The sequence below is a fragment of the Streptomyces sp. 2114.4 genome (assembly GCF_900187385.1).
In the GTDB taxonomy this organism is placed as follows: Bacteria; Actinomycetota; Actinomycetes; order Streptomycetales; family Streptomycetaceae; genus Streptomyces; species Streptomyces mooreae.
In genome coordinates this window covers 5,174,850-5,201,696 of sequence record NZ_FYEY01000001.1, presented here as the reverse complement: position 1 = coordinate 5,201,696, position 26,847 = coordinate 5,174,850, and the positions used below count along the sequence as shown (strand labels likewise).

Below are 26,847 nucleotides of genomic sequence, written 5' to 3'. Positions count from 1 at the left end.
GCACCCCTGAGACAGCGAAGCGGCCCGGAGCACCATGGATGCTCCGGGCCGCTTCGTCATGTCCGCGGCACCAGGCCGCTGCGACCGTCACCCCGCGGCCCGCAACCCGTCAGGCCGCAACCGCTCCGGCCGTGCCCGCCCTGGGCCGTACCGCTCGGCGGCACCCTCAGGCCGTCGCCGACCGGTATTTGCGGACGGCCAGCGTCCGGAAGACCGCGATGATCAGGACGGACCAGATCACCGAGGCCAGCACCGGGTGGTCCATCGGCCAGGCCCCGGTCACCGATGTGGGCGCCTTGTCGATGGTGTTGCCGAACAGCTGCCGGGCGGCGGCCACCGTCGCGCTGAACGGGTTCCACTCGGCGACATGCTGCAGGAACGACGGCATGCCGTCGACGGGGACGAACGCGTTCGAGATGAAGGTCAGCGGGAAGAGCCAGATCAGCCCGCCCGAGGTGGCCGCCTCGGGCGTCCGCACGGTCAGCCCGATGAGCGCGCCGATCCAGGAGAAGGCGTAGCCGAGCAGGAGCAGCAGCGCGAAGCCGGCCAGCACCTCGACCAGGTTCTCGTGGGACCGCCAGCCGATCAGCAGCGCGACGGCCGCCAGCACCACCATCGTCAGCGCGGTCTGCACGAGGTCGGCGAGGGTACGGCCGGTGAGCACCGCACCGCGGGACATCGGCAGCGACCGGAACCGGTCGATCAGGCCCTTGTGCATGTCATCGGCGATCCCCGCGCCGGCACCCGCCGTGGCGAAGGTGACGGTCTGCGCGAAGATCCCGGCCATCAGGAACTCGTGGTAGGCCTGGTCGTCGCCCGGCGGGGCGCCGGGGACGTTGATGGAGCCACCGAAGACGTAGGTGAACAGCACCACGAACATGATCGGCTGAATGAGGCCGAAGATCACTACTTCGGGGATCCGGATCATCCGGATCAGATTGCGCTTGGCGACGACCAGGGAGTCGCGTACCGACCGGCTGAAGCCGCCGCGCGACTGCGGGGTACGGACACCGGCGCCGCCGGCCGCTTCGGTCACCGTGCTCACTTCACGCCCTCCTTGTCGGCCGGTACGCCCGCGCCCGCCTCGGCCACCCGGGCCGCCGGACCCGTCCCGCCCGGACCGGCCGCCCCGGGGTCCTCGCCGCCCTTGCCCTGCTTGCCGTCTTTGCCGCCCCGCTTCTGCCGCCCCACGGAGCCCTTGCCGCCCGCGCCGTTCTCCTCCGCCGCCTCCGCGGCGTGCCCGGTCAGCGAGATGAACACATCGTCGAGGGTCGGGCGGCGCAGCCCGATGTCATCGATCTCCACCCCGCGTATGTCCAGTTCGCGGATGACCTCGGCGAGCAGCTTGGCGCCGCCCGCCACGGGGATGGTGAGCTTGCGGGTGTGCGGTTCGACCGTGCCTTCGCCCTTGCCGAAGCCGCGCAGGACCTCGTCGGCGACGGTGAGGTGTTCGGGGGCGTGCACCACGACCTCGACACGCTCGCCGCCGGTACGCGCCTTGAGCTGGTCGGAGGTGCCGCGGGCGATGACCTTGCCGTGGTCGACGACGCAGATGTCGTGGGCGAGGCGGTCGGCCTCCTCCAGATACTGCGTGGTGAGCAGCAGGGTCGTGCCGGCCGCGACCAGTTCCTGGATGACGTCCCACAGCGCCTGGCGGTTACGGGGATCCAGGCCGGTGGTCGGCTCGTCCATGAACATCACGGGCGGGCTGACGACCAGGGCGGCGGCCAGGTCGAGCCGGCGGCGCATACCGCCGGAGTAGGTCTTGGCGGTGCGGTCGGCGGCGTCACCGAGATGGAAGCGTTCCAGCAGTTCAGCGGCCCGGCGCTTGGCGTCGCGTCCGCTCATCTGGTAGAGCTGGCCGACCATGGTCAGGTTCTCCCGACCGGTCAAGTACTCGTCCACGGCGGCGAATTGACCGGACAGGCCTATCGAGCGCCGCACCTCGTCGGGCTGCGCGAGGACGTCGATCCCGGCGACCACCACCTTGCCCCGGTCGGGCCGGAGCAGGGTCGTCAGGACACGTACGGCAGTGGTCTTGCCGGCACCGTTGGGGCCGAGCATTCCGAGGACGGTTCCTTCGGGGACGTCGAGATCGACGCCGTCCAGTGCCCTCACGTCGCCGAAGGTCTTCACCAGACCTTCGGCGTAAATGGCGCCTGGCATATGGGGTCTCCCATGGCTTGGGTCAGTTCCAGGTCGAATATTACGATTGGCGGCCTATGCCCGCCCTGCGGCATTCATCCGCAACGGAACGCCACGACTACCTGGCACCCCGTAACCACGACGGTACAACCAAACGCGATACATCGCGATACAAATTTCGATTTTCCGCGCACGAACGGAAGGGGAACAGGCGTTCGTCGGCGCGTGTGGGGGCGTCACGCTATACCCACGGAACCCCTGTGTCCTATCCCTTTACGGAGATCCCTTTTGCGGCATCCCGGCACCTCGTGCGGCATCTGCACGCCCGGCCGCACCGCCAGCCCGAACGCGATCCGTCGCACCGCCAGCCCGTACGCGTTCCGCCGCACCGCCAGCCCGTACGCGCTCCGCCGCACCGCCGGCCCTCATCGCCGCTGCGTGCCCGTACCCCCACCGCGGGCGCATGCCGCCACTACTCCGCGATGACGTACCCCGCCTCGTGCAGCGCCGCGCGCACCTCGTCGCAGTGCGCCGGCCCCTGCGTCTCCAGATGCAGCTCCACCTCGACCTCGGTCAGCCCGAGCCGGGGATCCGTCCGCACATGGCCGACGTCGAGCACGTTCGCATCGGCCTCGGACAGCACACCGAGCAGCGTCGCCAGCGCCCCCGGCCGGTCCGTCAGCAGCAGCCGAAGCGAGAGGTAGCGCCCGCCGGCCGCCATACCGTGCCGCAGGATGCGCTGCATCACCAGCGGGTCGACATTGCCGCCGGACAGCACCGCGACCACCGGCCCCTGGAAAGACTCCGGATCGGCGAGCAGCGCCGCCACCGGGCTCGCCCCGGCCGGTTCCACCACCAGCTTCGCCCGCTCCAGGCACAGCAGCAGCGCGCTGGAGAGCTGGCCCTCGGTGACCGTACGGACCTCGTCCACCAGCGCCGCGACCATCGGGAAGGTCACCTCGCCGGGCCGCCCCACCTTGATGCCGTCCGCCATCGTCGAAAGTCCCTCGACCGCCACCGGGCGCCCGGCCGCCAGCGACGGCGGATAGCAGGCCGCGCCCGCCGCCTGCACCCCGACGACCTTCACATCGGGCCGCAGCGCCTTGACCGCGAGCGCGACCCCCGCGGCGAGACCGCCGCCGCCGACGCCGACGACGATGGTCCGCACCTCGGGGCACTGCTCCAGGATCTCCAGGCCGACGGTGCCCTGACCGGCGATGATGTCCGGGTGGTCGAAGGGGTGGATGAAGACCGCGCCGGTCTCGTGCGCGTACTCCTGGGCGGCGGCCAGCGTCTCGTCCACGACCTGGCCGTGCAGCCGTACCTCGGCGCCGTATTCGCGGGTGGCGGCCACCTTCGGCAACGGGGCGCCGACCGGCATGAACACCGTCGACCGCACCCCCAGCAACGACGCCGCGAGCGCCACGCCCTGTGCGTGGTTGCCGGCGCTGGCGGCCACCACACCGGCCGCCCGCTCCCGCGCCGAGAGCCCGGCGATCCGTACATAGGCGCCACGGATCTTGAAGGAGCCGGTGCGCTGAAGGTTCTCGCACTTGAGGTGGACGGGCGCGCCGACCAGCCCGGCCAGATAGCGGCTGCCCTCCATCGCGGTGGCCCGGGAGACGCCCGAGAGCATCTTGTGCGCCGCGCGCACGTCATCGACCGTCACCGTGGCGGCCGGGTCCTCGGCGAGGTGCGCGGAGGCGGAGGTTCCGTGCGGCGTACGCGGCGTGTGGTCAGCCATATCGCCAGTCTTGCAGTTCGCCCTCCGTGGAGCGTGTTCTGCCCGAATGGCGGTCAGGCGCGCCCGGAACGCGTACGGGCTGCCCCGTACGCCCACCCGTGGTTACGGGGCATTATCGGAATGGACAGCCCAGGGACGCCTCACACCGGGTCCGCGTACGCTGTCCTCCCATCCATACGCACTTCCATCGAAGCGAGCTCCCGGCCATGCCCACCTCTTCGGACATGACGACCCACACCGACCCCGCTCTCCTCGACGCGCTGCAGCACCAAGTGGCCGTCTTCGCCCGCCGCGCAGAACAGAGCCGGCTCGGCGGCGTCGGGCAGGCGCGCAATTCCATGGACCGCGCCGCCTACCTGCTGCTCAACCGCCTCGACCAGGAGGGCCCGATGGGCGTGAAGGCCCTGGCCGCCGGTATGGGCATCGACTCCTCGACGGTCACCCGTCAGGTCGCCCCGCTGGTCGACTCCGGGCTGGTCAGCCGTGCCACCCATCCGGAGGACGGCCGGGCCGTGGTGCTTCAGCTCTCCGAGCGCGGCCTCGCCCGCCTGGAGGAGGTCCGCACGTCCCGCCGCGCGCTGATGGCGCTGGTGACGGAGCAGTGGACCGAGGAGGAGCGCACGGCGTTCACCACCCTCCTGACGCGCTTCAACGCCTCCCTCTCCGACATCACCGCGTCCTTGACGCCGATGGGCCCGACGTCCTGACGTGATGGCCCGGGGTGAGGTCCTGAGGTATGCCCTGGCGTGAAGTCGTGACATGACGTCGTGACATGAAGTCCTGCGGGCGTCCTGGACCGCCTGACTGCCCGACAGCCCGCCTGCCCGGCCCCTACGCGCCTGACCGCGTGGCTCGCCGCCCGCCTGCCTGCCCGCCGCGCGCCTGCCGCCTCCCGGACTGTCTGCCCGCGGACCGCCGCACCCGTCATACCCCTTGACCCGGTGGCCGCACTGCCGTGCCATAGGAGCCCACCCAGAGGCCGGGGGCCGGCTGTCCCCAGGGATGAGGGATCTCCCCGAGGCCGGGTGTCCGTCATCCGGGAGGCGCGGTGCGAGAGCGACGACCGGCGCGGGAGCGCCGCCGGGCCCGGGAGTTCGAGCTGTTCGTGGCGGGCGCGGCGGGCCGCCTCCTGCACATCGCCACGCTGCTGACCGGCGAGCCCGCTTCCCGACCCACCCCGGCCGCCGAGGAGTTGCTGACCTGCGCACTCGCGCGGACCTACGCCGCCTGGGACCGGCTGCGCGGCGACGATCCGTACGAGCGCACCCGCCGGGAGATGGCGGCCGACTTCGCGCGCACCGCCCGGCGGCACCGCCGACCGCGCGGCGGACTGCTGGACCGGCTGCCCCCACGGGAACGCCTGGTCCTCGTCCTGCGGCTGTACGAGGGCGTGGGCGAGGAGCAGACCGCGGCCCAACTCGGGCTGCCCGCCGAGCGGGTGCACACCCTGTGCCTGCATGCGATCGCGGAGATGCGCAGCCGCCGCCCCGGACCGGAGCCCTCCCCGGCATGAGTCTCCCCGACCGCAAGGAAACCGAGGTACGGCGGATGCTGGCCGGTCCGCATCCGCTCGTCCCGCCCGGTCTCGCCGACCGGGCCGCCGCCCGCGGCCGCCGCCTGCTGGCCCACCGCAGGCTGCTGCGCCGCCTCGGCTGGCTGTGCGCGCTGCTCGCCCTGGCGGCGCTGGCCTGGGCGGCCGTGGCCATGGATCACGCCTGGCGGCTGCCCCCGCCGGCCGGCACCCCCCTCCCGCGGAGGGGTGGTGAGCGGCCGGCGGCGAGCGACCGGTGCGTCAGACCGGAGCCTGCGTCAGCCCAGCGCCTGCGTGAGATCGGCCAGTAGGTCGTCGACCGACTCGATGCCGACCGAGAGCCGCACGAGGTCGTTGGGGACCTCCAGCAGCGACCCGGCCGTCGAGGCGTGCGTCATCAGCCCCGGGTGCTCGATCAGCGACTCGACACCGCCCAGCGACTCGCCGAGGGTGAACAGCTTGGCACGGTTGCAGACCTCCACCGCCGCCTGCTCACCGCCCGCGACCTGGAACGACACCATGCCGCCGAAGGACCGCATCTGCTTGGCGGCGACCTCGTGGCCCTGGTGCTCGGCCAGCCCCGGGTAGTAGACGCGGGTGACCTTGCTGTGCGAGGCGAGCAGGTCCGCGATGCGTGCCGCATTGGCGCTGTGGCGGTCCATACGGACGGCGAGCGTCTTGATGCCGCGCATCACGAGCCAGGCGTCGAACGGTCCGGCGACCGCGCCCATCGCGTTCTGGTGGTAGGCCAGTTCCTCGCCGAGGGCGTCGTCGTTGACGACCAGCGCGCCGCCGACCACGTCCGAATGCCCGCCCATGTACTTGGTCGTGGAGTAGACCACCACGTCCGCGCCGAGGGCGAGCGGCTGCTGGAGGTAGGGACTGGCGAAGGTGTTGTCGACGACCAGCTTGACCCCGGCGTCGTGGGCGACCCCGGCCAGCGCCGCGATGTCGCTGATGCCGAGCAGCGGATTGCTGGGGGTCTCGACCCAGATCGCCTTCGTACGGGGCCGCAGCGCATCGCGTACGGCCTTCGGGTCGGAGGTGTCGGCCACCGACCATTCCACACCCCAGCGCTCGACGACCTTCGAGATGAGACGGAACGTCCCGCCATAGGCGTCATTGGGGATGACGACGTGGTCGCCGGGGCTCAGCAGGGTGCGCAGCAGGCAGTCCTCGGCGGCGAGGCCGGAGGCGAAGGCGAGGCCGCGGCGGCCGCCGTCGAGAGCCGCGAGGTTCTCCTCCAGGGCGGTACGGGTCGGATTGGCGCTGCGGCTGTACTCGTAGCCGCCGCGGAGCCCGCCGACTCCGTCTTGCTTGTACGTGGATACCTGGTAGATGGGCGGTACCACCGCGCCGGTGGCCTCGTCGGGCTCCTGGCCTGCGTGGATGGCAACGGTTTCAAAATGCTGGTGGCGTGGTTCGCGCTGATCGCTCATGCCAACCGAGGGTAGTCGGCCTCGCGACCTTACTTTTCGGAACTTTCTGCTTGCCTGGATAGTGGATACATACGAAGAACGAAGAACCGAAGAGCCACGGCACCGCGGGGCCACAAGACCGCTCACCGGCCCCCACCACACCACCCCAACCGCGCGTCACCACTCCACCACTCCCCGCCATCCCCACTGCCCTTGCCGCTCCCCCTTCCCGCCACTCCTCCCTCTCCGCCACTCCCGCCTCTCCGGCCCCCCACCGCCCCGCACCGCTAGCGTTACACCGGCAGCCGTGACCACTACGGCCCACGGCCTACCGCCCCCGGGTACCGCTCCCGACATCTCTGCCGGACACCGCTACCGACAGCCGTACAGGTACAGGACACCCCACATGGACGCTCTGCTCGTTCTCTTCGCCGCGCTCGCGCTCGGCGGTTTCGTCTTCCTGCCCTGGATGCGGCGCCGGCGGGCCGTACAGCACACCCGGCAGGGCCTGGTGGTGGCCTCCGACCCGATGGCCGGCTACGGCTTCGTCCCGCTGGACGAGCTCGACGTCCGGCTGCCCGGCCCCGACCAGGAACTGGCCGATGCGCTGGAGGAGATGCGCCGGACACACGACTGGCGCCCGGCCGCCGCGCTGCTGAAGTCCACCGGCGACGACTGGGAGCGACGCTGGCAGCGGGTGCAGACGCTGGCCGGCGCCGCGGCGTTCGAGCTGGCCGCGGAGGAGGCGACGGAGCAGCAGGGTCGCGGGACGGCCCCGGGGTACGGCGACGGCGGGCGGACCGGCGGAATCTGGCTGCGCACCTGGCGTTCGGAGGCGCCCAAGGACCCGGGCGGCGCCCAGACACACGCCCAGTTCCTGGTGGTCCAGGCGTTGCGCGACCCGGGCTCGCAGGACTTCCGCATGATCCTCGAAGAGGCCCGTACGGTCTGCCGGGAGGCGGCCCTGCTGGCGCCCGGCAGCCCGATCCCGTACATCACCGAGCTGGCCGTCGCCCGTGGCCTGGGCGACCGCCCCGCCGACTACGAAGAGCTGTGGACGAAGGTCGCCCAGCGCGCCCCGCAGCACATGGGCGCACACCTCGCCGCGCTCCCCTACTGGTCCGAGAAGTGGCACGGCTCCCGCAAGGAGGCCGAAGCCTTCGCCGAGCGCGCGGCGGCCGCCGCCCCCGCCAAGACCCTCCTCCCGGCCCTCCCCCTCTTCGCCGTCTACGACCACCTCCCCGAGGCCAACCTGGTCCGCGGCCTCTACCGGAGCGCGGTCGTCGAGCGCGCGATCGAAGGCGCCCACTTCGCCCTGCGCGAGGCCCCCGCCGACCACCCCATGGCACCGCACGTCCGCCACCTGCTGGTCTGGTTCCTGGTCCGCGCCGAGCGCTACGCCGAGGCCATGGAACAGCTCCGCCTGGTCGACGGCCATGTCGGCGCCGTCCCCTGGTCGTACGGCCGCAGCCCCGCCGCCGAGTACGCCGCCTACCGCGCCCTGGCCATCGCGGGCTGGGAACAACTGGGCGGCAACGCGGCGGGCTTTCCGCCGGCGGGGCAGTAGATCATCCCTGGCGCAGCGGCAGATCCCTGACTCCGGCCCGCAGCTCAACGCGCCCACGGCCGACTGTCAGTGGCACCGTGCATCATCGACCACATGACAGAGAGCACAGTCGACCCACTGCACGCGCTCGCCCACACGCACCTGCCCGCCGATATCGCGGAACGGTGGATCGGCCTGCTGCGGCCGGGCCTGCGCCTGGAGAAGGCCACGGCCCCCGAGACCGCCCCGGTCGTCGGCCGGCTCGGCGGCCTCCCGGAGCTGTCCGAGGCCACCGAATGGCCCGTCTGGGAGGGCCACGGCCCGCTCGCCTTCATCGCGTCGCTCGACTGCGCCCTCCTCCCCTCGGCCGCCCTCGACATCGCCATACCGAAGGACGGCACGCTGGCCTTCTTCTACTTCGACGGTCAGCTCGACGACGGCAGCGCCCTGGTCGAGCCCCGCGAACCGGACACCTGGGCGGGCGCACGCGTGCTGTACGTACCGGCCGACGTCCCCACCGCCGCACGCACCACGCCGGAAGGTCTCCGGCCCTACCCCGAGGTGCCTTTGACGGCGCGCGCGGAGGCGACCGCCCCGTACTCCTGGCACCCCCTGGTCGACCGGGAGTTCACCTCGCTGCCGGACGACCACCCGCTATGGGGCGAGGACTTCCAGGAAGCTCTGTGGGACCACTCAGCGGGCACCGATCACCGCCTCGGCGGCCACGCGAACCCCGTGCAGGACGCGGTGGAGTCCGAAGTCGCCCACGGCGCCCTGGGCAGCCCGCCGTGGGACGACCCCCGCATCGACGAGGAAGCGCTCCGCTGGGTCCTGCTCGCCCAGATCGACACGGACCACGACGCCGACATGATGTGGGGCGACTGTGGCGCCCTCTACTGGCTCATACGCCCCGAGGACCTGGCCGCACGCCGCTTCGACCGCGCGATGTTCACCTGGCAGTGCGGCTGACGGAACGATGGTGCGGCTGCCACCGCGCCCACTGCCCGAGCCGGAATACCCCTCGCCCCTCAGGCGTTACCCCCCATACAACGCCGTGCGCCGCTTCCCTGCCCAGCCCAGGAGCCTGATCACATGCTCTTCTCCCGCTTCAAGAACCACCTCCCCACGCCGGACGAAGCGCTCGAAGGGCGCCCCGAGCGGGCCTTCACCGTCCCCGACCGGCACACCGTCCTCGGCAACCCGCTGCTCGGCCCGTACCCGGACGGCCTGGAGACCGCCGACTTCGGCCTGGGCTGCTTCTGGGGCGCCGAGCGGAAGTTCTGGCAGACCGAGGGCGTCTGGACCACCCTCGTCGGCTACCAGGGCGGCCACACCCCGAACCCCACCTACGAAGAGGTCTGCAGCGGCCACACCGGCCACACCGAGGCCGTCCGCGTCGTCTACGACCCCAAGATCGTCTCGTACGCCACCCTGCTGAAGCTCTTCTGGGAGTCCCACGACCCCACCCAGGGCTTCCGCCAGGGCAACGACGTCGGCACCCAGTACCGCTCCGCCATCTACACCCACTCCCCCGCCCAGCAACAGGCCGCCGAAGCCTCCCGCGACGCCTACCGCACCGTCCTCCACAACTCCGGCTACACCGACATCACCACCGAAATCCTCCCCGCCGACGCCTCCCGGCCCTTCTATCCGGCAGAGGGATACCACCAGCAGTACTTGGACAAAAACCCGGCCGGGTACTGCGGGATCGGCGGGACGGGGGTGAGCTGCCCGATCGGGGTCGCCGAAGCGCCGTCATTGGGCGAGTAAGGGCCAAGACGCATACCGGCATTGACTGTGTCGTGGTCCCACGTACCAGTTCGCCGGACCACCCCCGCGCACTTGCCGAACTTCAGGACGCGAGCCGGGAATCTGGCTACCATCCGAAGCAATCGGTCGCGCAAGCGAGGGGCGGAAGCCGGAGTGATCCACAAGGTCTCGATTCCCAAGAGCCAGGTCTTCAAAGTTCTTCAGACTGAAGAAGGCCACTTCACTGACCTCAAGGCCGTCGAGATCGCGCCAGCGAAACTCACAAAAGCCATCGCAGCCTTCGCGAATGCCGACGGCGGGGAGCTCTACGTCGGCATCGACGAAGGCGCCGATGGAAAGAACCACAAGTGGCGCGGGTTCACCAACATAGAGGCAGCGAACGGTCATCTGCAGGTTTTCGAGGAGCTATTCCCCCTGGGGGGCGACTTCCTTTATGAATTCCTTTCATGCGATGGCGAATTTGGCCTCATCCTTCATGTAATCATCCAGAAAACGAAGGGAATCAAGCACGCCAGCGACGGCAAGGCGTACATACGACGTGGCAGTCAGAGCCTTCCCGTCGGCCCTGACGGAATGGAACGCCTTCGACGCAACAAAGGAATGAGCTCCTTCGAGTCGGAGACTGTCGCCGCATCAATCGATCTTATCTCAAATTCGCTGACAATCATCGACTTCATGCTGAGCAGCGTGCCCACAGGTGAGCCTGAGGCTTGGCTGCGAAAGCAGATGGTAATCGTCGCCGATAAGCCCACAGTGGCCGGACTCCTCCTCTATTCGGACGAACCGCAGGCAGTATTGCCGAAGCGGTGTGCGATCAAGGTCTATCGCTACAAGACCACAGACGCTGAGGGATCTAGAGAGAACCTCGCGTTCGATCCACTCACCATCGAGGGCTCACTGTACGAGCAGATCAAGCAGGCCGTAGCGAAGACCGCCGAGCTCATCGAGGGAGTCAAGGTACTCGGCCCCGAGGGCCTCACCCAGATCACATACCCATTCGAGACACTGCACGAGATCATCACGAATGCTGTAATCCACCGGGACTACGGAACAGCAGACGATGTACATGTGCGAATTTTCGACAATCGCGTTGAGGTCGAGAGCCCAGGCAGGCTGCCCGCCCACGTCACGACGACCAACATCCTCAAGGAACGCTTCTCACGAAACGGCGCAATCGTTCGATTGATCAATAAATTCCCTGACCCTCCAAACAAAGACGTTGGCGAGGGTCTGGCGACAGCGTTTGCAGCGATGAAAAAGCTCAAACTGAAGGACCCCGTGATCGAGGAGCGGGAGAACTCCGTTCGAGTAAACATTCGCCACGAGCGTCTCGGATCGCCAGAGGAAATTATCATGCAGTACCTGGAGACCCACCCAGAAATCAATAACAGGACGGTCAGAGCCCTTACCGGGATCGGATCGGAGAACAAAGTAAAAACGATCTTTTTGCGCCTCATCGACGCTGTCCAGATCGAACGTGTTCCAGGAAAGCGCGGAAGTGCGTCTGCGTACAGGCGCGTCAGCATGCCTTCAGGGGATTCTGCATCCTGACAGGCGCTAAGGGCTTAAGAAGGGCAGCAAAACCCTCTTGCCCCTGCCGTCACCACCTCGGGAGAATCGAACGTGACAGGCGCTGCCACCAGCAGTACTTGGACAAAAACCCGGCCGGGTACTGCGGGATCGGCGGGACGGGGGTCAAGCTGAGTGCCCCGTCGGAGTCAAACTGGGGACGGTCGTGCCCGACGGGGATCGCACCGGCTCCGGAAGTCACGGAGCAGTAGAACGCTGCGGCCGAGCCGGTCCGGGCGCGCGTAGCCACACTGCCTCTCCCTCACTCGTTCGAGCGGAGGGAGAGCATTAGTGCCGGATGCGCTGACGCACGGGACCAGAATCGCGCCCATGGGAGCAGCCATGGGCACCTCCGCCGCTGGGCAGCCGCTTATTCCGCAGCCCCTGCCACGGTTGCCGCACTGCGGCAGGCCATCAGTCAGTTCGCGCCCGCAGCGCTTCCGGCCTTCACACGCGAGTTGGACCAAGCAGCCGACCAGTCGCGGCAGAGCTCCGACCTGACACCGCTCCAGCGGTTCATCGCCCAGTGGGCCGCTTATGTCCACATCCAGCGTCGGCCCGAAGCGGCAGCGGACCTTCGCCGGTGGGAGAACGCTGCCGAATCGGGCGACGCGGCTCAGGCACGGCAGGCCGCCTCGGAGACCGGCCGGATCCTGGACGAAGCCCACGCCGCCATCGGCTCCCGGCCCGGTGAGCGCTGACTGGCGCTGGGATTACGACCCCGACCACGATCATGTGGCGGGCGGCATCCCCGGCCACGTGGTCGCGGAAGTGGAGCGTCTGGCCGGTCAGCTCGTCGACCTTGCACGGACGGGCATCGACGTCAGCGATTTCAGCAACGGCCCCCGGCCGGGGGGGCCTGCGTCGTATGGACGCCGCCGGCGGCTGGTTCTACTTCCTCGTGGCACCGCGCGCCCCACTGATCATCATCGTCCGCATCATGCCACCGTTCGACGCGCTGTAGCCGCCACCACGTGGACGAAGCGCAGTTCCGTCGGCTCCTCCGAGATGGCAAGCAGCTTCGCCATTCCGCCCCCAGCGACATTGCGACACAGGCTCCATACCGGAGCCCCATGGACCGGTAGCGCATGAGGGCGGCCCAGCACCGCGATTTGCCCCTCGTCGTAGATGCGCTTGCCCTAGACGCCGTTGACGTGGTCGCGCTTGCCTGGAAAATGCGTTGAACGAGACGTCTCGTCTCGTTTACTGTGAGGGCATGACGAACCCGAAGTCCCGCAGACGTGCCCATATCGCCATGTTCTCCATTGCCGCTCATGGGCATGTGAACCCGAGTCTCGAAGTGATCCGCGAGCTCGTTGCCCGGGGGCACCGTGTCACGTACGCGATCCCGCACCTTTTCGAGGAGAAGGTTGGCGAGACCGGCGCCGAGCCCGTCCTGTACCGCACCACGCTGCCTTCGCCCGACGACGACCCGTCGGCGTGGGGGAGCACGCTGCTCGACAACGTCGAGCCGTTCCTGGACGACGCGATCCAGGCGCTGCCGCAGCTCATCACGGCGTATCAAGGCGATGAGCCGGACCTCGTACTGCACGACATCACCTCGTACCCGGCGCGCGTCCTCGCTCACCGCTGGGGCGTGCCCGCGATCTCCCTCTCGCCGAACCTGGTCGCGTGGGAGGGGTACGAGGAGGAGGTGGCCGAGCCGATGTGGGCGGAGCCCAAGGCGACCGAGCGGGGCAGGGCGTACTACGAGAAGTTCACCAATTGGCTTGCCGAGAACGGGATCACGCAGCATCCCGACCCGTTCGCCGGCCGCCCCGGCCGCTCGATCGTGCTCATCCCGAAGGCACTGCAGCCGAACGCCGGCCGGGTCGACGAGAAGGTCCACTCGTTCGTCGGTGCCTGCCAGGGCGACCGCGCCACACAGGGCACCTGGGAGCGGCCCGCGGATGCCGAGCGGGTGCTGCTGGTCTCACTCGGCTCGTCCTTCACCAAGCAGCCCGCTTTCTACCGCGAGTGTGTCAAGGCGTTCGGTGATCTGCCGGGGTGGCATGTCGTGCTCCAGGTGGGCAAGCATGTCACCGCCGATGAGCTGGGGGAGGTCCCCGGGAACGTCGAAGTGCGCCAATGGGTACCGCAGTTGGCCATCCTGCGGCAGGCGGACGCCTTCATCACGCACGCCGGGGCGGGCGGCAGCCAGGAGGGGCTGGCCACCGCGACGCCCATGGTCGCCGTCCCGCAGGCCGTCGACCAGTTCGGCAACGCGGACGTGCTCCAGGGGCTCGGCGTGGCCCGTCACGTGCCGATGGACGAGGCCGACGCCGCCACCCTCCGCGCGGCAGTGCTCGCACTCGTCGACGACCCGGACGTGCGGAACCAACTCGCGTCCATCCAGCGGGAGATGGCCGCCGAAGGCGGCACCCGGCGCGCGGCCGACCTCATCGAGGCCGAACTGCCCATGGAGTGAGGGCGCCAGGCGGTGCAGCCACTCACCTCACTCTTGACTGCCATGTACTTTGCATTACAAAGTGAGTGCAGTAGCGGCGAGCGGCCGGGACCGGCGGTCCGTCGGCCGGTGCTGCCGACGCGTGATCACAAGGGGGGGCATGGTGGGAGCACCGTCATTGAGTAGTGCGGGGTCCGAACCGAGGGTGGACGCGGTCGGCCTGATAGCGGCGACGGAAGGCCTGCGGGCCCGGGCCCGCGCGCAGATGAACGGCGCGTGGGTCTCCCTTCTCAGCTTCGGCCTGCTTGCGCTGGCGGCCGCTCCGATTGCCAGGTACGCCTTCAATTTCGGCGCCCACGGCCGCAACATCGCGTCCTATCCGGACTTCGCCTACGCCGAGCTGACCGGCCTGTGCGTCGTCCACGAACCGGGAACCCCCTGTTTGAAGGGCGAGTTCGACGGCGCCGTGCTGCGCTTCGCCGCCTGGGGCGTGTGGTTCGCGCTCCTCCCCCTGGCATGGTTCGTCTTCGCCCGCTGGTACCGCCTGCGCGGCGAGGCCCGGGGCATCGTCCCCCGCCGCGGCGTGTGGATCCGCACGACGGCCATAGTCACCGCAGCGATCACGACGGCCCTGATGGCCCTGCTGTTCAGCAGGAACCAGTCGTGGGAGGCCGCGCTGCTGGAGAACAGCTACGCCTCCCCGTGGTACCTGGTCGGCATCGGGCTGCTCGCCCTCGGGATGGCCGAACGCAGCTGGATCGCCGCGGCCGCCGGCATCGCTCATGCCGTGCTGCTCACCGGCTACCTCGGTGCCTCCTGGGCCAGCGGATGGCTCCCCTGGCTGCACCCCGCCGACCCCGGCTGGACCGACGGCCCGCAGGCCAAGGCGTGCCTGCTCGCCGCCATCCTGCTCCTCGCCGGCCTGGCCGAGTGGGCGGTGGCCCGTCGTCGAGCCGCGTCCGGCACCGCCGATGCGGGTACGGCTGCCGCATGAGCGTCGAGGACCCGCCCGCTGCGCGCGAGCAAGAGGAGCGGGAAGAGGAACTACTCCATCCGACCCGGTCGCTGGATGACACCGTCCACCAGCGCGTGCGGCTCGGCATTCTCGCCGTTGCCCGGGAAGCCGACCGAGTCGAGTTCAGCTTCCTGAAGAAGCAACTTGCCGTCACCGACGGAAATCTCTCCCGGCATCTGAAAGTGCTGGAGGAGTCGGATCTGATCACCGTGGAGAAGGGTTACGCCGGTCGGCGCCCCCGAACGTGGATTGTCCTCACCCGCGAAGGCGCGCAGGCGCTGGACACCGAACTCCGCGCCCTGCGTGCCCTCGTCCTCCGCCTCGAAGCTCCCCGTCCCGCGTCTGGGCAGCCCGACGCCTGATCGCCGCTTCAGGAGCATGAAGCTGTGGGACGTCGAGGGTGTGCAGGTGGCTTCGGCGCCGCCGGGATTCCGGGGCAGCGGCGGCGCGGTCCGGCGCAGCGGTGCGGATCGACTGCGGCGAATCGGGCCTGTTCTTGAGGGCTGCGGCCCGGGTGCGGCCGGGTGTGTCTGTTGGCGTCCGGGTGTGTCCGGGGTGTGTGTGCATCGGCGGTCAGTGGGTGGCCGGAGGTGTGGCGGAGCCGGGGTGTGAGCCGTAGGCCTTCAGGAAGCGGTCGCGGAAGGTGTCCATCCGCCAGACCGGGGCTTTGTGGCCGGGGTTGAGGCTCGGAGTCCAGTGCCAGTCGGAGATGCGCTTCAGGACGTCGGGGTCGTGGGCGACGATCGCGACCGGGACGTCCCTGCTGGCGTGGTCGCCGGAGACCTTGGCGACGGGCTGGTGGTCGCCGAGGAAGACCAGCACGGTGTTCTTGTTGCCGTACTTCTCGACGTACGAGATGAGGCTGTTCAGGGAGTACTGGATGGACTTGCCGTACTCGGTGCGCACCTTGTCGGTCTGCTGCCACACGTCCACGGGATTCTTGCCGGACTTCTCGATGGAGTCGTAGACGGAGCCGTCGCCGACCTTGTTCCAGGGGAGGGTCTTGGGGAGGGGCGCCCAGGGGTTGTGGCTGGAGGTCAGGATGATCTCGGACATCAGGGGCTTGTGGCGCGGTTTTCCGTGCTCCAGGCGCTCGAAGGCGGCGAGGCTGTACTGGTCGGGCATCGTCGACCAGCTGAACTTGGGGCCCTTGTAGCCGAGTTCCCGGGAGTCGTAGACGTGGTCGAGGCCGTAGAACTTGGCCTCCGGCCAGCTTTTGGTGACGCCGGGCATGATGCCGACGGTGCGCCAGGCACCGGTGCGTTTGAAGGCGCTGGTGAGGGTCAGGTGATCGCCCGCGGTAACGGTGCGGTAGCGCTGCTGATTGTCGATCCACAGGCCGGACAGGAAGGTGGAGTGGCCCAGCCAGCTGCTGCCGCCGTACGTCGCCGAGGTGAGCCAGCCGCTGCGGGCGGAGTAGCCGGCCGCCCGCAGCCGTTCGGTCCCCTTGGCGAGCGTGGCGTCGACGCCCGGCGCCATCAGCTTGTCCTGGACCGCGCTGCGTCCGTAGCTCTCTATGAAGGTGAAGATGACGTCCTTGCCGCGCAGCGCGGTCAGCAGCCGGTTTCCCGGTGTGTGGTGGTAGGGGTCGCTCGCGGCTTCCTTGGCGAATGCCCGCTCGTCCTTGAGGGTCGCGCTCACGCCGTCCATGCGGGCCTGGACGAGGTCGGAGGTGCTGCGGGAGGCGACCGGCGCACCGGCGATCTGCAGGCCGAGGGCCGCGGAGAGGACCCAGGCGGTACCGAGGACGAGGGTGGTGCCGGCCGCCCTGGTGGCGTGCCGGGCCATGAGGTTGCTGAGCCGCACGACCGCCAGTGCGGGGAGGACGAGCAGGGCGAGGACGAGGAGTACGGCCGCGATCTCGACTCCGATCGTGCCCGTGCGGCCTATGGAGTCCTGGAGGAAGGAGGCGCCGTCGCCGAGCAGGACCCAGTCGAACACCACGTTGAATCCCCGGCCCAGCACCTCGATGAAGCCGATGTCGAGGAGGTCCAGGAGGGTCAGCACGCCGAGCACGACTCCCGCGAGCACCGCGGCCGGCCGCCGCGCCTTCTGCGGCAGGAGGAGCAGCAGGGCGGCGCCGGCTATCCCTTCTACCGGTATGCGGATGAATTCGGCGGGTGTGAGGCGGTTGGGGTCGTTCGGCAGCAGGAGGGTGACGAGCACCAGCGCGGCGGCCAGGGCAGTGGTGGTCCACGCCGCTGCCCGCGCCAGGGCCGGGTGGCGGTCGCGCCAGCCGCGGTCCCGGAGGGGGGCGGCGCGGACTGTGGGTTCCTTCGGAGCGGCGTCGCGGTCAGTGTCCGGGGCGTCCGGGGCGTCCGGCGCGTGCTCCGCTGGACCGTTGGGGCCGTCCTGGGACGAGTCCCCGGTCGGGGGCGCCTGCTTCTCCTGTGGCGGCTGGTCAGAGCGCGTGAAGTGCGACAACCCGAAGGTCCTTCCGTGCGAGGCCCGGTGGTGGCGCGGCGGACCGGACTCGGGAGGTCGGCGCCGTCGCTATCTGTACGGGCGGCCGGAGGCGTGTGTTCAATCGGGCGGCCATACGGCGCAGGAGGACGCGGGAGGGGGCGAGGGGAGGCGAGGGGGGCAAGGGAGGCGAGGGGAGGGCCGGGCCGTCCCCCGATCGGCCCGGCCCTCCCTTCTTTCCGGCGGCGCCAGGCGGCCGGACGGCCGACGGGCAGGCGCCGGCCGGTGGACGGTGCGCCGTCAGACCGCGGCCGGCTGCTCCGTGGCCGCCTGGTCGGCGACCGCGTGGCGGAGGCGGCGGCGCTTTGTCACGAGGACCGCGGTCCTGGTGACAACCATGGCAAGTGACATGAAGACAAAGGCATTGGCGTAGACATCGGGGCCACTGAGCTGGTTTTCGATGCTGAAGCGGACCAGGCCCTCGGCGAACCAGTGCTCGGCACCGTAGGCGAAAAGGACACGGGCGGTGGAAAGGACGATCCAGACCAGGGCGTAACCGAATCCGCCGGTGGTGTAGATCTGGCCGTCACTGCCGCGGTGGGCGGGGAGAAGTGCGCCGGCGATCAGGCCGCAGATCACGCCCACGCCACAGCCTATGAGCTGAAACGAAGGTGCGTTCCCGGACGTCGGCAAGGAGTGCACAAAGAGCGCAATGATGATGGCGACCGCCAGCACGGAGCGCAGCATGCGCATGTTGGTGACCCGGCGACGGCCCAGGTCGGTCGCCAGGATGATGGTGAGGATGGTGGCACTGGCGATGAGTGCGGTGGCGAACTGACTCAGGTGGTCCATGGAAATCCGGGCCTTTCTTCGGTGCTGCGAATTGTCTTGCTCTCGGCGGGTGCGCCGCGGTTCGGAGAGTTCCCCTTACGGGAGTGCCGACGGTTGGCGGATTCCCTTGTCCGGAGTTCCGCCCCTGGGACTTCCCTGGGCCTTGTCCAGGGTTTCTTTAGGGGTTTCTTTAGGGGTTTCTTCCGGGTCTTCTTCGAGCCCGTGAGGGGCCAGCAACGACGTTATGGGGAGGAGCGGTTGACGGGGGACGACCGACCGGTGGATTCGGCTGTCCACCGGTCGGTGGACAGCGCGGCGTCGGGGAGGAGGGGTGATAGGACTGGGCGCGCGGCCGCACTCGCTCTCTCAGGTGCGGGGCGCTCATATCCAGGGGGACACGGTGGTATCCAGGGGGACACGGTGACGGCTGAGGCGCGGCGCGCGCCCGAGGCGCGGGTGCGGTGGTTCGGGCTGTGGGACAGCTACTTCGTGATCTGCTATCTGGTCACCACGGGGCTGGTGTTCGCCTCCGGGGCCCCCGCGGGCTCCGGGGCCTCCGGGGTCCCGCAGGGCGGTCGGGTGGTTGCCATCGCCGCGCTGACGCTGATCGTGCCCTGGTATGCGGGCATCGGGCGGCCGTTGATGCTGCGTCACGAGAGCGACCGGCGGAACGTCATCTTTCCCGTCGGGCTCTTCGTGCTGTTCGGGATCGCCACCGCCGTCGATCTGATGAGTTCGTTCGCCCTGTTCGGCCTCATCCCGATGCTGATGATGAGCCTGGCGACCAGATCGGCGCTGGTGGCCGGCGTCCTCGGCAACCTCGTCCCCGTGACGGTGCTGTGGCTGCGCGGCGGCACTGCGGGACCCGTCGTGATGTTCGTGCTGCTGGCTTCGCTGCTCGGGATCGCCCTGTCGGTACTCCTCGGGCTGTGGATCAAGCGGGTGGTACGGCAGAACAAGGAGCACGCCGAACTGATCGAGGAGCTGCGGCAGAACCGTGAGCAGGTGGCCCGCCTGTCGCACCAGGCCGGGATCTTCGCCGAACGCGAGCGGCTGGCACGGGAGATCCATGACACCCTCGCGCAGAGCCTGACCAGCATCATCAGCCTGGTGCAGGCCGCGGATTCGGAGGTGGAGGGCGCCCCCGCCGTCGCCCGGAAACACCTCGCGCTGGTCGGGCGGGTGGCCAAGGAGAGCCTGGTCGAGGCGCGCGCCTTCGTGGCCGACCGGACACCCGCGTCCCTGCGGGAGAGCTCCTTGGCGCAGGCGCTGCGGCGGCAGGCGGACGGACTGACCGCGGAGAGCGGGCTGCTGGTGCGCTTCGCCGTCGAGGGCGTTGAGCGGCCGCTGCCGATGGCGGTCAATGTCGTACTGCTGCGTGCCGCGCAGGAGGCCGGGGCGAATGTGCGCAAGCACGCCGATGCCCGCGCGGTGGAGCTGACGCTCCGGTACGGCGCGGGGCAGGTCGTGCTCCGTGTGGCCGATGACGGCAAGGGGTTCGATGCGAAGGCGGGGGCGGGAGTGGCCGGGAGGGAACAGGAGCGTGGTGCGCCGGGACCGGGCCAGGGGGACGGCGGGGGCTTCGGGCTGCGGGGCATGGCGACGCGGGTGGCACAGACCGGTGGCGTACTGGACGTGGTGAGCGAGCCGGGGGTGGGCACCACCGTCGAGGTGACGGTGCCCTTGGAGGAGACCGCGGACCGGACGGCGGCGCCGGCTGCGGACCGGACGGCGGCGCCGGCTGCGGCGGGCCACCGGGTGAAGGCGGGCCATCAGGTGAAGGCGGCGGATGATGAGCGTTGAGGACACGGTCGCGGTGCGGGTGCTGCTCGCCGACGATCACCCCGTCGTCCGCGAGGGCCTGTGCGCGATCCTGGAGTCCGATCCAAGCATCGAGGTGGTGGGGCAGGCGGGCTCCGGCGAGGAAGCCGTGACGCTGGCGACCCGGCTGTTGCCGGACGTCGTGCTGCTCGATCTGCGGATGGGCGGGATGGACGGGGTCGCCGCCACGGGGCACATCCTGCGGCAGGCGCCGCGCAGCAAGGTGGTCATCGTCACCACCTACGAGGACGACTCCGACATCCTGCGGGCCGTGGAGGCGGGCGCGGCCGGCTATCTCCTCAAGGGGAGTTCCCGGGCCGAGCTGATCGAGGCCGTGCACGCTGCGGCGCGCGGGGGGACCGTGCTGACCCCGTCGCTGGCCACCAAGCTGTTCCGGGCGCGGGCGGCGGAGCCGACGCCGCTGTCCGCCCGGGAGTGCGAGGTCCTGCGGCTGGTCAGCCAGGGACTGACCAATGCCGACATCGGCCGGGAGCTGTTCATCGGTGAGGCCACGGTGAAGACCCACCTCCTGCGTGCGTTCAAGAAGCTGGAGGTGTCGGACCGCACGGCGGCCGTGATCACGGCTCTGGAGCGCGGGTTGCTGGCGTAACACGGGTTGCCGGCGCAACACGTGCGGTCAGGGCCGCACACGTGCGTGGGTCAGGGCCGCGGGCTCAGTCCTCCCCCGCCCCGCTCCCCTCGCCCAGTCGTGCCCGGTCCGCTGCCGCTCTGCCCTGGTGCCAGCCGTCCGCGTCGCGTACGCCGCGGAGGCGGACCGGGGCGGTGTCGGGGAAGAGGGCGCCGGTGGTCTGTGCCACGGCGCGTTCACGGGCGGCGAGGACCGGGAGGAGGCCGGGGGCCGCTGCGGCGGACTCGGCGGTGGCGGCGGCCGTGGCGGCGGCGGTGGCCGCTCCGAGCCGGTCGCGGATGCGGTCGGCGTAGGCGACGAGGAAGGCCTGGCGGAAGTCCCGGGTACGGCGGGAGCGGCCACGGGGCAGGGGGGTACCCACCCGTTCCTTGAGAGCTCGGTCCTGTCCCTGCTGTTTGAGCGCTCGATGGTGGTCGTCGCCCGCGCGGTGCATCGCGGCCGTGGCCTGGAGCAGCAGCGAGGTGTAGAGCATCTCGGCCGCCTCCAGGTCCGGCGCGAAGCCGATGAGGGTGGAGAAGCCGACGTCGGCGGCCCAGACGGCCTGGCAGCGGTTGGCGGCCGCCACCGCGTCGAGCAGCAGCGCCTTGGCCTGTTCGTACGGGCCCTCGATGCCGATACGGACCGCGGAGGGGCCGCCGGTCCGCCCGCCCGGCGCGGCGGCGCTGTCGAGCAGCGCCTCGTCGATGCTGTGCCGGGCCATCAGCTCCTGCGCCTTGGCGGACAGCGCCTCCGCCTCCTCGGCGTAGTGGGTCGCCTCAGCCTTGGCGAGCAGCCCGCGGATCCGTCCGAGGGCACGTGCGGCGGCGGCGCCGGCGGGGCCGTCTCCCCGGCCGGACGGCGGCGGGGCCGGCAGCGGGGTGATACGGGGCAGCCGGGCGAGGGCGCGCAGGGCCGCCAGTACGTCGTACGCGGTCTCGAAGCGGGAGGCGCGGCGGCGCTCGGCCAGTGCGTCGAGGTAGCCGGCATCGGAGGCCCACCAGACCTCGGCACCGAGCTGCCGCAGCTGCTCGGCCCAGCGGGTGTCCCGGACGGTCCGCGCGGCCGGCGGCCGGGCCGCTTCGGCCGCGACGGCGTCGACGACCACGGCCACCAGGGAGGCGTCGGATGCGTCACGCCGGACGATCCGCTCCAGGTCGGCGGGCTGCCAGCCGCCCGCCCAGCACTGCCGTACGCCCGTCACGGCGGCGGCGACCACCGCCGCGCTCACCGCCTCCCAGCCGGCCTCGGCCGCGGCCAGCATCGAGGCGCCCGCCTCGATGGCGTCCTCGGCCTGCGCACCGTCCGGCGCGTAGCGGACGCTGCCGAGCACCTGCCCGACCAGTTCCCCGGCCGCGGCCTCGGCCGCCGGTGACGGCCCGCCGCGTCCCGCGCTTCCGCGCTCCTCGCTTCGGCGCCCCTCGCTTCCGCGCGCCTTGCTCCCGCGTCCTTTGCTTCCGCGCTCACTCACCCGCTCACTGTACGGAGGGCTCCTTGGCGGCCGCGTCCCGGTGGTCCGGGGCCCGGCCCGCGTCCCGGTGGCGGTCGGCGGCCGGGCCGTACAAAGCCACGACGCCCGGTGGCGCCCTGATCGGGGCGCCACCGGGCGTCGGTCATGTCATGGCGGCAGTGACCACCGGCGGACCTGCACAGTCACGCAAGGTCACAGGTGGTCACGCGTGGTCACACCTGTTCGGGCAAGCGGGCTACCGCCCTGACCCGCAGCATCACCGCACCGGCCCTGGCACCGCGCTACTGCACCGGCACCGCGCTGCCGCTCACCCACTGCGACCAGTCCATGTTCCAGCCGTTCAGACCGTTGTCCGGCTTGACGGTCTGGTCAGGGGAGTTGACGACCTCCACGACATCGCCGATCTGCGAGTTGTTGAAGAACCAGGCGCCGGCCGTCTTCGTGTCCTTGGCACCCTTGGCGTCCTCCAGGCCGATGCAGCCGTGGCTGGTGTTGGCCTTGCCGAAGACACCCTTGCCCCAGTAGTTGCCGTGGATGAAGGTGCCGGAGTCCGACAGTCGCTGGGCGTGCGGCACATCGGGGATGTCGTACTCGCCCTTGCCGTCCTTCTTCTTGAAGCCGACGGTCGAGCCGTCCATCCGGGTCTGCTCGAACCGCTCGGAGATGACCATCTGGCCGTTGTAGGTCGCATGGTCGTCGCTGCCGGCCGAGACCGGGATGGTCTGGATGAGCTCGCCGTCCCGCACCACGTACATCACGTGTTCCGCGGTGTCGACGGTGCTGACCTGCGAGTGACCGACGTTGAAGCTGACGGTCTTGTTCTGGATGCCCTTGACGCCCGGCGACGCCTCGACACCGTCGAGGCCGAGCTTCAGGGTGACCTTGGAGTGCGCCTTCCAGTACTCCTGGGGGCGGAAGTCCAGCCGCTTGTCACCGAACCAGTGGCCGACGATCTGCTGGTTGCTGCTCGAGGCGACCTTGATCGCGGACTGGACGGCGGCCTTGTTCTTGACCGGCTTGTCGAAGTTGATCGACACCGGCATACCGACGCCGACGGTCGAGCCGTTCTCCGGCGTGAAGTTCCCGACGAAGCTGTTCTCCGGGGCGACGGTGGTGAAACTGGAGTTCTCCACCGCCGTGCGCCCGTGGGAGTCCTCCGCATGCGCGGTGACCTTGTACTTCGTCGAGCGGTCCAGCGGTTTGTCCGGCTTCCAGGAGGCGCCGTCGGAGGAGAGGGTTCCCTCGACCTTCTGCTTGGACTCGACCGCGGTCATGGTGACCCCGGTGAGCGTTCCGGCACTGACCGTGACCTTGGCGTCATCGTTGACGCCCGCACCGGTCGCGCCGTCCTCCGGCAGTATTTTGATCTTGGCTTGGGAGGCGTCCTTCGCGGCCGCCTCGTCCACCTGCTGGGTGTTCTCGTGCCGAGTGCCGTCAGCACCGCCGTCGCCTTGGTCAGCTGCCGTGCTGCCGCCACACGCCGCAAGCGCGAGTACGCCCCCGAGCAGCGTGGCGCTGGCTATCAGCCCCTTCCGGCGCTGGCTGTCCGTCATCACACGCATCTCCATTACTACGGATTTCGCATCGTTCCCCGAGCGAGCTGCCAACTGAACGCAGGCATATCTGGACGCAGGCATTCCGGCCGACGCCATTTAAACGCCTTTTCCGTTTCGACCGTTCCATGCGTCCATGAAGTGTGGGGAAGGCCACTTATGCCCTTACATCGGTCACAGGGTGCACACGGTCCGAAGTCGGACCTGTCGGGCTACCTGCCGGATCACCCCGGACCGCGGCCGGCCACACCGGCTCACGTACACGGGTCCCATGGACACGGGTCCATGGACATGAGCCCCACGTCACGGGCCCCCGTACAGCGCGCAGCCGTACGGGGGCCCTGGTCGGTCGGTCGGGCGGGAGGGGGCGAGACGCCGGCGGTCAGCCCTCCCCGTCCGCGTCGTCCGCCAGATCCCACTCCGCCGCGTTCCACTCGGCGTCCGGGTCGTAGTCGGTCAGCTCCTCACTGCTCCACGAGGCCTGGGCCAGTTCGGTGCCCGGCACCGAGGCGACGAGGTCGAACGGGTCGATCAGGTGGGCCAGCGCCTCCGCCGGATCGTCCCTGACCGTCTCCTGGGACTGTCCGCGCTCCTCGTCGGGCAGCGACGGGTCGCCGTTGATGTGGTCGAGGGCCGCGCCGGTCAGCTGCGGGGCGTCGGTGACCTCCATGATCAGTTCCACATGAAGGCGCACAAAACGTGATGTCTCACCATTGCTCATAGCACGGAGGTTAGGCATGGACGGGTCCTGACTTCCCCGCGACCCGCGGCGGTCACTAACATCTGAGGTCAACGGCCAATTCGCCGAACCCACAAGGGGGATCGCTTCCGTGACCGCACGACGTCCACTGCTGACCGCCGCAGCCGCGGGATCGGTACTGTTCGCCCTGTGGTTCGTCCCGTCCGCCAATGCGAGCGCGGGGCATGACGGAGCGACAGATTCCGGCCTGCGGGCGGCATCCGCCGCGGCCGTCCCCGGCCTGGCCGACCGGCTGAGCGACGGGGCAGCGGGCACCGGCAGCGGTTCCACGACGACCACCCCGCACCACAGCGGCACGGGCACCGGATCCGGTACGGGCACGGGCACGGCTACGGACACCGGAACGGTCTCCGGCGCGGGCGGCGACTCCAGCGGCGCCCGGCCGCGCCTCCTCGCCGACACCGGCAGCCCGGACACCACGCCGTACGTGATCGGCGGCGCCGCCTGCCTCGCGCTCGGCGCCGGGCTGGTCAGCTACTCCGTCCGCCACACCCGCGACGACGCCGCCTGATCCACGGGGGCAGGGAAACCCCCTGGGGACGGAGACCTGAGTCCCCAGGCCGCCGCTGCCCCTGGGGACAGCGCCCCCAAGGGCGCCCCCCCCGGGGGCACACCCTGCCAACGGCGGAGGACACCCCAAGGGTTGCGGGCGCCCCGCCCCGTCGTTACGCCAGCTCGCCCGTGACCGACTCCACGGCCGCCACCAGCTTTCCGGCCCGCACGAACGCATACGCGCCCTCCAGGTCCGGCGCCAGGAAACGGTCCTCGCCAGGACCCTGGACGCCGGCCGCGCGCACCGCGTCCAGCACGGCACGGGTCGCGGGGGCGGGCGTCAGCCCCTCGCGCATCTCGATGGCACGGGTCGCCGCGTAGAGCTCCACGGCGATGATCCGGGTCAGGTTGTCGACCGCGGTGCGCAGCTTGCGCGCCGCCGACCAGCCCATCGAGACGTGGTCCTCCTGCATGGCGGAGGACGGGATGGAGTCCACCGAGGCGGGCGCGGCCAGCCGCTTCAGCTCGCTGACCAGGGCGGCCTGGGTGTACTGGGCGATCATCAGCCCGGAGTCGACGCCCGGGTCCCCGGCCAGGAAGGCGGGCAGTCCGTGCGAACGGTTCTTGTCCAGCAGCCGGTCCGTGCGGCGCTCGGCGATCGAGCCGAGGTCGGCGGCGGCGATGGCCAGGAAGTCCAGGACGTAGGCGACCGGGGCGCCGTGGAAGTTGCCGTTGGACTCGACCCGGCCGTCCGGGAGGACGACGGGGTTGTCGACGGCCGCGGCGAGCTCGCGGTCGGCGACCAGGCGGGCGTGGTCGAGGGTGTCCCGGCCGGCGCCGGCGACCTGCGGGGCGCAGCGGATGGAGTAGGCGTCCTGGACGCGCGGGGCGTCGTCCTGGTGGTGGCCGGTGAAGCCGGAACCCTCCAGCACCTTGGACATGTTGCCCGCGGACGCGGCCTGCCCGGGGTGCGGGCGGATGGCGTGCAGCTCGGGCGCGAGGACCTTGTCCGTGCCGAGCAGCGCCTCCAGGGAGAGGGCCGCGGTGATGTCCGCCGAGGTGAACAGCCGGGCGAGATCGGCGCAGGCCATCACGAGCATGCCGAGCATGCCGTCGGTGCCGTTGAGGAGGGCCAGGCCCTCCTTCTCGCGCAGTTCGACGGGCTCGATGCCGTGCGCGGCCAGCAGTTCGCCGGCCGGCCGGACGACGCCGTCGGGGCCCTCCGCGTCCCCCTCGCCCATCAGCGTCAGCGCACAGTGCGACAGCGGCGCCAGGTCACCGGAGCAGCCGAGCGAGCCGTATTCATGCACGACGGGCGTGATGCCGGCGTTGAGTATGGCGGCCATGGTCTCGACGACGAGCGGGCGGACGCCGGTATGTCCGGAGGCGAGCGTCTTCAGCCGCAGGAACATCAGCGCGCGGACGACCTCACGCTCGACCCGCGGGCCCATGCCGGCCGCGTGCGAGCGCACGATGTTGCGCTGGAGCTGCACGCGCAGCTCGGGGCTGATGTGCCGTACGGCGAGGGCCCCGAAGCCGGTGGAGACGCCGTAGACGGGGTCGGGCTTGGCGGCGAGTTCGTCGATGAAGGCGCGGGAGGTGGCGACGGCCGCAAGGGCCTCCTCGGACAGCTCGATCCGGGCCGCGCCGCGGGCCACCGCGATGACGTCCTGTGCGGTCGTGCCGGACGTTCCCAGCACCACAGTGTGCATATCCATATTCAGGAACCCTAGAGACTGAATCGCC

At 70.2% G+C, this 26,847-nt stretch carries 23 protein-coding genes and 2 pseudogenes; 15 read left to right on the top strand and 10 right to left on the bottom strand.

What is annotated here, in order from left to right; all coding sequences use genetic code 11:
* Positions 1–166 precede the first annotated feature (166 nt).
* The 3 genes from CFW40_RS23020 to ilvA all read right to left on the bottom strand — a co-directional run bounded on the left by CFW40_RS23020 (position 167) and on the right by ilvA (position 3,889).
* On the bottom strand, positions 167–1,045 hold the full coding sequence (locus tag CFW40_RS23020) for an ABC transporter permease (RefSeq protein ID WP_371127270.1): 879 nt from the start codon (positions 1,043–1,045) through the stop codon (positions 167–169).
* On the bottom strand, positions 1,042–2,166 hold the full coding sequence (locus tag CFW40_RS23015; protein ID WP_256331321.1) for an ATP-binding cassette domain-containing protein: 1,125 nt from the start codon (positions 2,164–2,166) through the stop codon (positions 1,042–1,044). The genes CFW40_RS23020 and CFW40_RS23015 overlap by 4 nt, the downstream gene beginning before the upstream one ends.
* Before the next feature lie 451 nt (positions 2,167–2,617).
* Positions 2,618–3,889, bottom strand: coding sequence for a threonine ammonia-lyase (gene ilvA, locus CFW40_RS23010; protein ID WP_088799661.1), 1,272 nt, complete (start codon positions 3,887–3,889; stop codon positions 2,618–2,620).
* A gap of 206 nt (positions 3,890–4,095) precedes the next feature.
* Between ilvA and CFW40_RS23005 the strand changes: the two genes are divergently transcribed.
* The 3 genes from CFW40_RS23005 (at position 4,096) to CFW40_RS38245 (ending at position 5,731) form a co-directional block, all read left to right on the top strand.
* A complete protein-coding gene (locus CFW40_RS23005) occupies positions 4,096–4,596 on the top strand; it encodes a MarR family winged helix-turn-helix transcriptional regulator (RefSeq protein ID WP_088799660.1) in 501 nt (166 codons plus the stop codon).
* 341 nt (positions 4,597–4,937) lie between these two features.
* Positions 4,938–5,402, top strand: a complete 465-nt coding sequence (locus CFW40_RS38250) for a sigma factor-like helix-turn-helix DNA-binding protein (protein ID WP_088799659.1) — start codon at positions 4,938–4,940, stop codon at positions 5,400–5,402.
* Positions 5,399–5,731 carry a hypothetical protein gene (locus tag CFW40_RS38245; RefSeq protein ID WP_306427441.1) on the top strand — a complete coding sequence of 111 codons (333 nt, stop codon included), beginning with the start codon at positions 5,399–5,401 and terminating at the stop codon, positions 5,729–5,731. The genes CFW40_RS38250 and CFW40_RS38245 overlap by 4 nt, the downstream gene beginning before the upstream one ends.
* Here CFW40_RS38245 and CFW40_RS22990 read toward each other — a convergent pair.
* On the bottom strand, positions 5,699–6,859 hold the full coding sequence (locus CFW40_RS22990) for a cystathionine gamma-synthase (protein ID WP_088799658.1): 1,161 nt from the start codon (positions 6,857–6,859) through the stop codon (positions 5,699–5,701). The genes CFW40_RS38245 and CFW40_RS22990 overlap by 33 nt on opposite strands.
* A 385-nt stretch (positions 6,860–7,244) precedes the next feature.
* On the opposite strand from CFW40_RS22990, the gene CFW40_RS22985 reads away from it, so the two are divergent.
* From CFW40_RS22985 to CFW40_RS22940, 9 genes and pseudogenes are all read left to right on the top strand, one after another.
* Positions 7,245–8,405 (top strand): hypothetical protein, encoded by a 1,161-nt coding sequence (locus tag CFW40_RS22985; protein ID WP_088799657.1) that lies wholly within the window; start codon positions 7,245–7,247, stop codon positions 8,403–8,405.
* Positions 8,406–8,498: 93 nt separating this feature from the next.
* Positions 8,499–9,353, top strand: coding sequence for a YwqG family protein (locus tag CFW40_RS22980; protein ID WP_088802312.1), 855 nt, complete (start codon positions 8,499–8,501; stop codon positions 9,351–9,353).
* 123 nt (positions 9,354–9,476) lie between these two features.
* Positions 9,477–10,154, top strand: coding sequence for a peptide-methionine (S)-S-oxide reductase MsrA (gene msrA / locus CFW40_RS22975; protein ID WP_088799656.1), 678 nt, complete (start codon positions 9,477–9,479; stop codon positions 10,152–10,154).
* 153 nt (positions 10,155–10,307) lie between these two features.
* Entirely contained in the window at positions 10,308–11,705 is a 1,398-nt protein-coding gene (locus CFW40_RS22970; protein WP_088799655.1) for an ATP-binding protein, read from the top strand.
* 86 nt (positions 11,706–11,791) lie between these two features.
* Positions 11,792–11,935: pseudogene (locus CFW40_RS38240) on the top strand (peptide-methionine (S)-S-oxide reductase); the annotation flags it as partial.
* 130 nt (positions 11,936–12,065) lie between these two features.
* Positions 12,066–12,424 (top strand): annotated as a pseudogene (locus CFW40_RS22960) (DUF6247 family protein).
* A gap of 515 nt (positions 12,425–12,939) precedes the next feature.
* Entirely contained in the window at positions 12,940–14,151 is a 1,212-nt protein-coding gene (mgt, locus tag CFW40_RS22950) for a macrolide-inactivating glycosyltransferase (RefSeq protein ID WP_088799654.1), read from the top strand.
* Between the two features lie 157 nt (positions 14,152–14,308).
* Positions 14,309–15,124 carry a hypothetical protein gene (locus tag CFW40_RS22945; RefSeq protein WP_256331322.1) on the top strand — a complete coding sequence of 272 codons (816 nt, stop codon included), beginning with the start codon at positions 14,309–14,311 and terminating at the stop codon, positions 15,122–15,124.
* Positions 15,121–15,507, top strand: coding sequence for a transcriptional regulator (locus tag CFW40_RS22940; RefSeq protein ID WP_088799653.1), 387 nt, complete (start codon positions 15,121–15,123; stop codon positions 15,505–15,507). Before CFW40_RS22945 ends, CFW40_RS22940 begins: the two co-directional genes overlap by 4 nt.
* Before the next feature lie 211 nt (positions 15,508–15,718).
* Here the strand turns inward: CFW40_RS22940 and CFW40_RS22935 are convergent, their stop codons facing one another.
* Both CFW40_RS22935 and CFW40_RS22930 read right to left on the bottom strand, forming a co-directional pair.
* Positions 15,719–17,569 (bottom strand): sulfatase, encoded by a 1,851-nt coding sequence (locus tag CFW40_RS22935; RefSeq protein ID WP_088799652.1) that lies wholly within the window; start codon positions 17,567–17,569, stop codon positions 15,719–15,721.
* 279 nt (positions 17,570–17,848) lie between these two features.
* Positions 17,849–18,400, bottom strand: a complete 552-nt coding sequence (locus CFW40_RS22930) for a hypothetical protein (RefSeq protein ID WP_088799651.1) — start codon at positions 18,398–18,400, stop codon at positions 17,849–17,851.
* A gap of 399 nt (positions 18,401–18,799) precedes the next feature.
* Here CFW40_RS22930 and CFW40_RS22925 point away from each other — a divergent pair, with 399 nt between their 5' ends.
* Together CFW40_RS22925 and CFW40_RS22920 are read left to right on the top strand one after the other, a co-directional pair.
* Positions 18,800–20,182 (top strand): sensor histidine kinase, encoded by a 1,383-nt coding sequence (locus tag CFW40_RS22925; protein WP_088799650.1) that lies wholly within the window; start codon positions 18,800–18,802, stop codon positions 20,180–20,182.
* On the top strand, positions 20,172–20,810 hold the full coding sequence (locus tag CFW40_RS22920) for a response regulator transcription factor (RefSeq protein ID WP_371127272.1): 639 nt from the start codon (positions 20,172–20,174) through the stop codon (positions 20,808–20,810). Before CFW40_RS22925 ends, CFW40_RS22920 begins: the two co-directional genes overlap by 11 nt.
* Positions 20,811–20,874: 64 nt before the next feature.
* Here CFW40_RS22920 and CFW40_RS22915 read toward each other — a convergent pair whose 3' ends face one another.
* From CFW40_RS22915 to CFW40_RS22905, 3 genes are all read right to left on the bottom strand, one after another.
* Positions 20,875–22,158, bottom strand: coding sequence for a DUF2786 domain-containing protein (locus CFW40_RS22915; protein ID WP_088802310.1), 1,284 nt, complete (start codon positions 22,156–22,158; stop codon positions 20,875–20,877).
* A gap of 419 nt (positions 22,159–22,577) precedes the next feature.
* Positions 22,578–23,849, bottom strand: coding sequence for an Ig-like domain-containing protein (locus CFW40_RS22910; RefSeq protein ID WP_088802309.1), 1,272 nt, complete (start codon positions 23,847–23,849; stop codon positions 22,578–22,580).
* A gap of 382 nt (positions 23,850–24,231) precedes the next feature.
* Positions 24,232–24,570, bottom strand: coding sequence for a hypothetical protein (locus tag CFW40_RS22905; protein ID WP_256331324.1), 339 nt, complete (start codon positions 24,568–24,570; stop codon positions 24,232–24,234).
* A 109-nt stretch (positions 24,571–24,679) separates the two neighbouring features.
* On the opposite strand from CFW40_RS22905, the gene CFW40_RS22900 reads away from it, so the two are divergent.
* Positions 24,680–25,120 (top strand): hypothetical protein, encoded by a 441-nt coding sequence (locus CFW40_RS22900; RefSeq protein ID WP_088799648.1) that lies wholly within the window; start codon positions 24,680–24,682, stop codon positions 25,118–25,120.
* Between the two features lie 154 nt (positions 25,121–25,274).
* On the opposite strand, the gene hutH is transcribed toward CFW40_RS22900, so the two are convergent.
* On the bottom strand, positions 25,275–26,819 hold the full coding sequence (gene hutH / locus CFW40_RS22895; RefSeq protein ID WP_088799647.1) for a histidine ammonia-lyase: 1,545 nt from the start codon (positions 26,817–26,819) through the stop codon (positions 25,275–25,277).
* Positions 26,820–26,847 lie beyond the last annotated feature (28 nt).

Bases quoted from the DNA above. Each gene is read 5' to 3' on its own strand.
- CFW40_RS23015 (WP_256331321.1), bottom strand. From the start codon at position 2,166: ATGCCAGGCGCCATTTACGCCGAAGGTCTGGTGAAGACCTTCGGCGAC.
- ilvA (WP_088799661.1), bottom strand. From the start codon at position 3,889: ATGGCTGACCACACGCCGCGTACGCCGCACGGAACCTCCGCCTCCGCG.
- CFW40_RS23005 (WP_088799660.1), top strand. From the start codon at position 4,096: ATGCCCACCTCTTCGGACATGACGACCCACACCGACCCCGCTCTCCTC.
- CFW40_RS38245 (WP_306427441.1), top strand. From the start codon at position 5,399: ATGAGTCTCCCCGACCGCAAGGAAACCGAGGTACGGCGGATGCTGGCC.
- CFW40_RS22990 (WP_088799658.1), bottom strand. From the start codon at position 6,859: ATGAGCGATCAGCGCGAACCACGCCACCAGCATTTTGAAACCGTTGCC.
- CFW40_RS22985 (WP_088799657.1), top strand. From the start codon at position 7,245: ATGGACGCTCTGCTCGTTCTCTTCGCCGCGCTCGCGCTCGGCGGTTTC.
- CFW40_RS22980 (WP_088802312.1), top strand. From the start codon at position 8,499: ATGACAGAGAGCACAGTCGACCCACTGCACGCGCTCGCCCACACGCAC.
- msrA (WP_088799656.1), top strand. From the start codon at position 9,477: ATGCTCTTCTCCCGCTTCAAGAACCACCTCCCCACGCCGGACGAAGCG.
- mgt (WP_088799654.1), top strand. From the start codon at position 12,940: ATGACGAACCCGAAGTCCCGCAGACGTGCCCATATCGCCATGTTCTCC.
- CFW40_RS22940 (WP_088799653.1), top strand. From the start codon at position 15,121: ATGAGCGTCGAGGACCCGCCCGCTGCGCGCGAGCAAGAGGAGCGGGAA.
- CFW40_RS22930 (WP_088799651.1), bottom strand. From the start codon at position 18,400: ATGGACCACCTGAGTCAGTTCGCCACCGCACTCATCGCCAGTGCCACC.
- CFW40_RS22920 (WP_371127272.1), top strand. From the start codon at position 20,172: ATGAGCGTTGAGGACACGGTCGCGGTGCGGGTGCTGCTCGCCGACGAT.
- CFW40_RS22910 (WP_088802309.1), bottom strand. From the start codon at position 23,849: ATGACGGACAGCCAGCGCCGGAAGGGGCTGATAGCCAGCGCCACGCTG.
- CFW40_RS22905 (WP_256331324.1), bottom strand. From the start codon at position 24,570: ATGAGCAATGGTGAGACATCACGTTTTGTGCGCCTTCATGTGGAACTG.
- hutH (WP_088799647.1), bottom strand. From the start codon at position 26,819: ATGGATATGCACACTGTGGTGCTGGGAACGTCCGGCACGACCGCACAG.